General features: G+C 57.1%; 5 protein-coding genes. 4 read left to right on the top strand and 1 reads right to left on the bottom strand.

Features of this window, described 5'->3' with window-relative positions; genetic code table 11:
- Window positions 1–317 precede the first annotated feature (317 nt).
- The 4 genes from C451_RS00150 to C451_RS00135 all read left to right on the top strand — a co-directional run bounded on the left by C451_RS00150 (window position 318) and on the right by C451_RS00135 (window position 3,637).
- Window positions 318–707, top strand: a complete 390-nt coding sequence (locus tag C451_RS00150; RefSeq protein ID WP_007736349.1) for a hypothetical protein — start codon at window positions 318–320, stop codon at window positions 705–707.
- A gap of 62 nt (window positions 708–769) precedes the next feature.
- On the top strand, window positions 770–982 hold the full coding sequence (locus C451_RS00145; RefSeq protein ID WP_007736348.1) for a DUF4177 domain-containing protein: 213 nt from the start codon (window positions 770–772) through the stop codon (window positions 980–982).
- The gene (locus tag C451_RS00140) at window positions 979–2,022 is read left to right on the top strand and encodes a hypothetical protein (RefSeq protein WP_007736346.1); all 1,044 of its coding nucleotides are present in this window, start codon (window positions 979–981) and stop codon (window positions 2,020–2,022) included. The genes C451_RS00145 and C451_RS00140 overlap by 4 nt, the downstream gene beginning before the upstream one ends.
- Window positions 2,023–2,365: 343 nt before the next feature.
- Complete coding sequence (locus C451_RS00135; RefSeq protein ID WP_007736344.1) at window positions 2,366–3,637, top strand: NRAMP family divalent metal transporter; 1,272 nt, start codon at window positions 2,366–2,368, stop codon at window positions 3,635–3,637.
- A 565-nt stretch (window positions 3,638–4,202) separates the two neighbouring features.
- Here the strand turns inward: C451_RS00135 and C451_RS21400 are convergent.
- Window positions 4,203–4,469 carry a hypothetical protein gene (locus C451_RS21400; protein WP_152420277.1) on the bottom strand — a complete coding sequence of 89 codons (267 nt, stop codon included), beginning with the start codon at window positions 4,467–4,469 and terminating at the stop codon, window positions 4,203–4,205.
- Between the last annotated feature and the right edge of the window lie 852 nt (window positions 4,470–5,321).

Below are 5,321 nucleotides of genomic sequence, written 5' to 3'. Positions count from 1 at the left end.
GCGGGTGAATCAGGTCACTGATTCATCCGCTTCGTTCCTACAACGTATCAGCTACTGGGCTGTTGAGCCAGAGTGGACAACTAGCGATAGTTGCCATGCACATCCCACTATATTCAGCATACTTCTATACATGATGCATGCACTTGCCGTCCCCTCCTCCCCAATTGCCCGAAATTTCGCCTGTTCTATCCAAACATCCGCTATGTAATGGATCCAACTGCCAGTTACTGGAAACAAGGAGGGGGGAGAGCAGACAGTTTTAAGATGACCAAGTAGGTGATCAGAATCGTTTTCCTCGCAACCGATGAACGACGCGTATGGCTGGAACACCGCGTCGCACCCTCGCGATCATGCTCGTCATCGTTCTCATTTCCAGTGGCTGTCTGACGCTTGGACCGTCGATATCGGCCGACACGGGCGATTCGGCGGTCTTCGAGAGCGTTACCGTTGACGAGCCGTGGGCGAGCGAACACGTCCGCGTGAACGCCACGCTGCGCTCAACGCCAGCGGCGAGCAACGTCACGACGATCACGATCATCGGCGAGAACAAACAGACGTACGGTTCGATAAGCGTCGGATCAGGCCAGTCGGTCGTTCCGCTCTGGATCCCCGCCAACCGGAACGCGACACTCGTCGCCTCCAATAGCGTGAACTCGACGACGCTCGACTCGCTCAACGTCTCGACCGGCGGGAACCAACTTCCATGAAACGAGGAGTGTCGAAGAGGAGAGACGGAGAGACTTTTGGCACTAACGGGTTTGGACAGCGCATGGACGACCAAGACTCCCAACGGTGGGAGTACGAGATTCTCAGGCCGCCGCGTGACGAGACGAAAAAGGAGGCCGACAATCCGAAAACCGAGATCAACGAGCTGGCCGACAAGGGCTGGCGGCTCGTCGAAACCATTGACTACTCCAGTGGCGGGACCAAGTACATCGTCTTTGAACGGCCCCGTTCCGAGTCGACGGAGGACGTCTCGTGACGGCCGAAGTGGACGATTCTGCGGTTGACCAAAGTGTCGACGTGAGCACGGCGAACACGATGCGCGAGCGCGCCAACGAGAGTCGTATCAAGCTCTGGATACTACTGAAAGCAAACCGACTCCTCGTCACGGCCGTACTCGCGGTCGCGTTCTTCGTCGTCTTCGTCATCGGAATTACAGTGTTGCCGCCGCCGCTGATCCCCCAGCTCAACAGTAGCGACACGATCGACACGCTCTTTTCGACGATGATCAGCGCGGTCATCACCGGTGTGACGCTCGTCGTCACCATCTCCCAGCTCGTGCTCTCACAGGAGAACGGCCCACTGGGCGAGCAGCGCCAGCGCATGGAGGACTCGATGGACTTTCGGGATTACACCGAGGAACTCGTCGGCTCGCCGAGCCCGGCCGACCCCTCGGCGTTCCTCCGGAACATCATCGACGTCAGTCAGGACCGCGCCGAGGCCGTCCGCGACGGGTTTGACGACATCGAGAGCGATCAGCTCCGCTGGGAAGTCGACCAGTTCACCCAGAGCGTCATCGGCAACTCCGAAACCGTCCGCGACCAGCTCGAAGGCGGTACGTTCGGCAATTTCGACGTGGTGTTCGCCGCGCTGAACTACAACTACGCTTGGAAGATCTTTCAGGTCGAGCGGCTGCTCAACGATCACGACGAAGATCTCGGCCAGCCCGAAAACAAGCTGTTGAACGAGCTGAAAACGGCGCTGTCGATGTTCGGGCCGGCGCGCGAACACGTCAAGACGCTGTATTTCGAGTGGGCGTTGACGTCGCTCTCACAGCTGATACTCTATGTGGCGATCCCCGCGCTTGCCGTCGCCGGCATCATGATGGTGATCGGCGAGGCGGGGACGTTCCCCGGGAGTACGCTCGGCATCGAGAACATCGCGCTGTTGGTCGGTGCCAGCCTCACGATCACGCTGCTGCCGTTCTTGCTGCTCGTATCGTACATCTCACGCCTCGTGACGCTCGCCAAACGGACGCTCGCCATCGAGCCACTGATCCTCCGAGAATCCCAGCGATAGGCCAAACGCGTGCTCCAGAAACTCTCATGAGCTGTATCATGACAGTAGATCATTTCAGACAGCTGTAACGTGGGTTGACCTCAAGAGGGTGGTGAGTACAGCGATCCTGTGTAAGGTGTGATCAGCGGCGAATCCCGTGAATGATGCTCTCAAGACAGACGATCGCTTATGTGCAGATCAAAACAGAGATGAGGAGAATGATCATATCAAGATCTGCAAGCCGAGGCTTTTCACACATAGATCAAGTATATATACTTGTGCTATCATGTGCATCCTCAGAATATGTGGAACAATATTATGTCAGTAGGCTCGATAACAAGCATCTCCAAGCTGTTTCGCAGCGATGAGCGGGACCGGCCGCGGGTCATTCGCTGATCAGCTTCGAACGAGCGTCAGCGAGTTCTTCGCACAGTACGGCGTCGCGTTCGTGATGGTCGCCAGCGTCGTCGGATCAGGGTCGATCTTTATCGCGACCGACGCCGGTGTCAAGTACGGTTACTCGCTGATCTGGGCGTTCGTCGGAGCCGGGCTGCTCGGCATCATGGCCCAGGACATGAGTGCGCGGCTCGGCATCTTCGGCGAGCCGCTGATGGTGTTCATCAGGAAGAAACTCGGCGGCCGTCTCGCCATGCTGCTCGCCGGCGTGATCTCGATCGGTGCCGTGTTGTGGACGATCGAACTCGTCGCCGCGACCGCGAAGGGAGTCTCGGTGCTCCTCGGCGGCGCGATCGGCTGGCAGCCCCTCTCGGTCGTCGTCACCGTTCTCGCGGTGCTCGCAGGCATCGCAAACTACGATGGCGTCGAACGGCTCCTGACGGCGATGTTGGTTGTCCTCTTGGGGTTGTATCTACTCGTTGTTGGTGGGACCTCGCCCGATCTCGGAGCCGTCGCTAGTGGATTCGTCCCGTCGCTTCCCGACGCGGGCGCACTCACACTGGCAGCGTCGATCGTCGGCTCGACCGCCATCTGGTCGAACTTCTTCCTCGAATCGAATCTCGTTGAGCGAAAGGGCTGGACCGACGTCTCCGACGTGCCGACGATGCGGACGGATCTCGTCATTGGGTACGCGCTCGCGATCGCCCTCATCATGGCGATCGTCGTCGTGAGCGCGACGGTCCTTCGGCCGACCGGCGTCGAGGAGGTGCGGAGTTTCGTCGCCCCCGGACTGGCACTCGCCCAGCCCGTCGGCCAGTGGGCAGCGGTGTTGTTCCTCATCGGGACGGCCGCCGCCGCGTTCAACAGCATCGTCCCGATCATGTGGGTGCCGGCGTATCTCTTCGAGCACGCCCGCGGGAACGATGCCAACCCCGACAACCGATCGTTCAAACTGCTCTATGTTGTCGGAACTTCCGTAGGCGTTCTTGCGCCGGTGATCGCTTCGCTGACTGGAATGAGCGTCGTCGAGATGATCATCACGTTCCCGGCGTACAACGGCATCATCAGCTTGCCGATCACCACGATCCTGTTGTTCTGGGCGGTCAACGACGAGAACACAATGGGCGAGTACACCAACGGCCTCGTCGCGAACGCGATCAACCTCGTCCTCGTCGTCCTGGTGTTCGCTCTCGCCGCGACGTCACTGCCCGGCGTTTTCGGCGCACTTCTTCCCAGCTGAATCGACGAAGTGAAAATGGTTGGCTAGGTGCGTGCCATAGAATTCGTCTCATACCGAGAGCATCTCACGGCTCGGGTGTTCCCCCTGTTCGCCATTGGTGATCACGACGACCACTTGGAGACACAATGCGAGAAACATTTGCACCCGAGCATAGGCGCGCGGCCTTGGACGCAGGCGGATCCGGGGCATAATTATCAACTGTATGATTGTCTATGCAACCTGTGTCCATCGGTTGTACGTCTCGTCTAAGACCGGGCGTTTGAACTGAACATCCCGCTGTGCTTTTCGATGCGATCTCTGACCCCGTACTCGATATCGAACAGAACGCTAGTGTTTCGCGGGTTGTACGAAGCAATTGGCACGGCCACCTGCTGAGCGCCGGGATCATACTAGTGGGCGTGTCGTACGCACTGTCAGCGATCGTCCAAGCCGGATGTTCAACGACAAGCACGTTGCGCGCGATCCTATGAGAATTCACAAGGGTGGCAGGATAAGCACGAACCAATCCTGTCGAGAGCCATGTGCCTTCTGACAGGGTAGATGGTAGTATCGGGCTTCCCTTTAGTTACGGTAGTATCGAAATGGCGATACCTGCAAGGCAGAGGGCGAATCCGCCCACCACACCGAAAAAGCGCCAGTTGGGACTAGTCGGACCAGCAGGCTCATCTGAGAATACCAAAATGTATGCTGAACTGAGAGCCATTCCGGCACCACCAATTGAGCGCAGAATTACTGGTAGTGATGGGCTACCTAGCAGTTTTGGAATCGATGGAATCGCAAAAATGAGTCCAAGTCCTAACACCGAGAGGTGATAGATGCGCTGGTAGTTCATACTAGGACCGATACGTCCTTCGATTAAATCCTTTGGCAGCACTCCAACCACCAATCGGCTGCGGGAGCCTCACGGCCCCTGCAGGGCCGTCGGGGCTGGTAGGATGAAAATCACAAAGAACGATAAGAGGGCATTATCTCTGCCCCAATCCAGTCACTGTTCCAAAAACCACTCCTCCCACAAGACCACGACCGAGAGCACCAACAAAGCTCTCTCCATAGAATAGTCCCATCATCACCCATACCGCAATCCAGATGCAAGCCATCAGGACGCCATACGGTAGTGGCGGGAAATCGTTGATTTGACGGTTGAATTGCCTCAGGCGAGACACAATACCCATACGCCCATCTCTGACTGTTCCGCATTCAATCATTGCATCATCTAGACCGACACTCAAGCAGCCATCTGGCTAGATAAACACTCCCTTATTTACAGGCTGTAGCAACGTCGGTTCTTTATATTGCCGAAGGGATGTAAGCAAGATCGATCTGTCGAGTATCACAGTCGAGGCAAGCGAAAACAGTAACGGCTGGCTGAATCACCAACCACCGTCACGACTAACAGTACACGCAACTTAGCGGTACATTCCCACCCGATGACCNAGCGAAAACAGTAACGGCTGGCTGAATCACCAACCACCGTCACGACTAACAGTACACGCAACTTAGCGGTACATTCCCACCCGATGACCGTCTATCAATCCTGCCCGTTCTGCAACCGAACATTCGAAATCGGTCAGAGAGGCTATAGTCCCCTCAAAAGACCATCCGTGTTCGGTTAAGGTCTCATCTCTGTGTTGAAGGCGTGAGCCACTCGTTTGTTCAGGGTGAGGCGTGATCTCTCTGGTTGGCG

This window comes from Halococcus thailandensis JCM 13552 (genome assembly GCF_000336715.1).
In the GTDB taxonomy this organism is placed as follows: Archaea; Halobacteriota; Halobacteria; order Halobacteriales; family Halococcaceae; genus Halococcus; species Halococcus thailandensis.
Note: the sequence above shows the minus strand (reverse complement) of the source record. Positions and strands in the feature narration are given on the sequence as shown.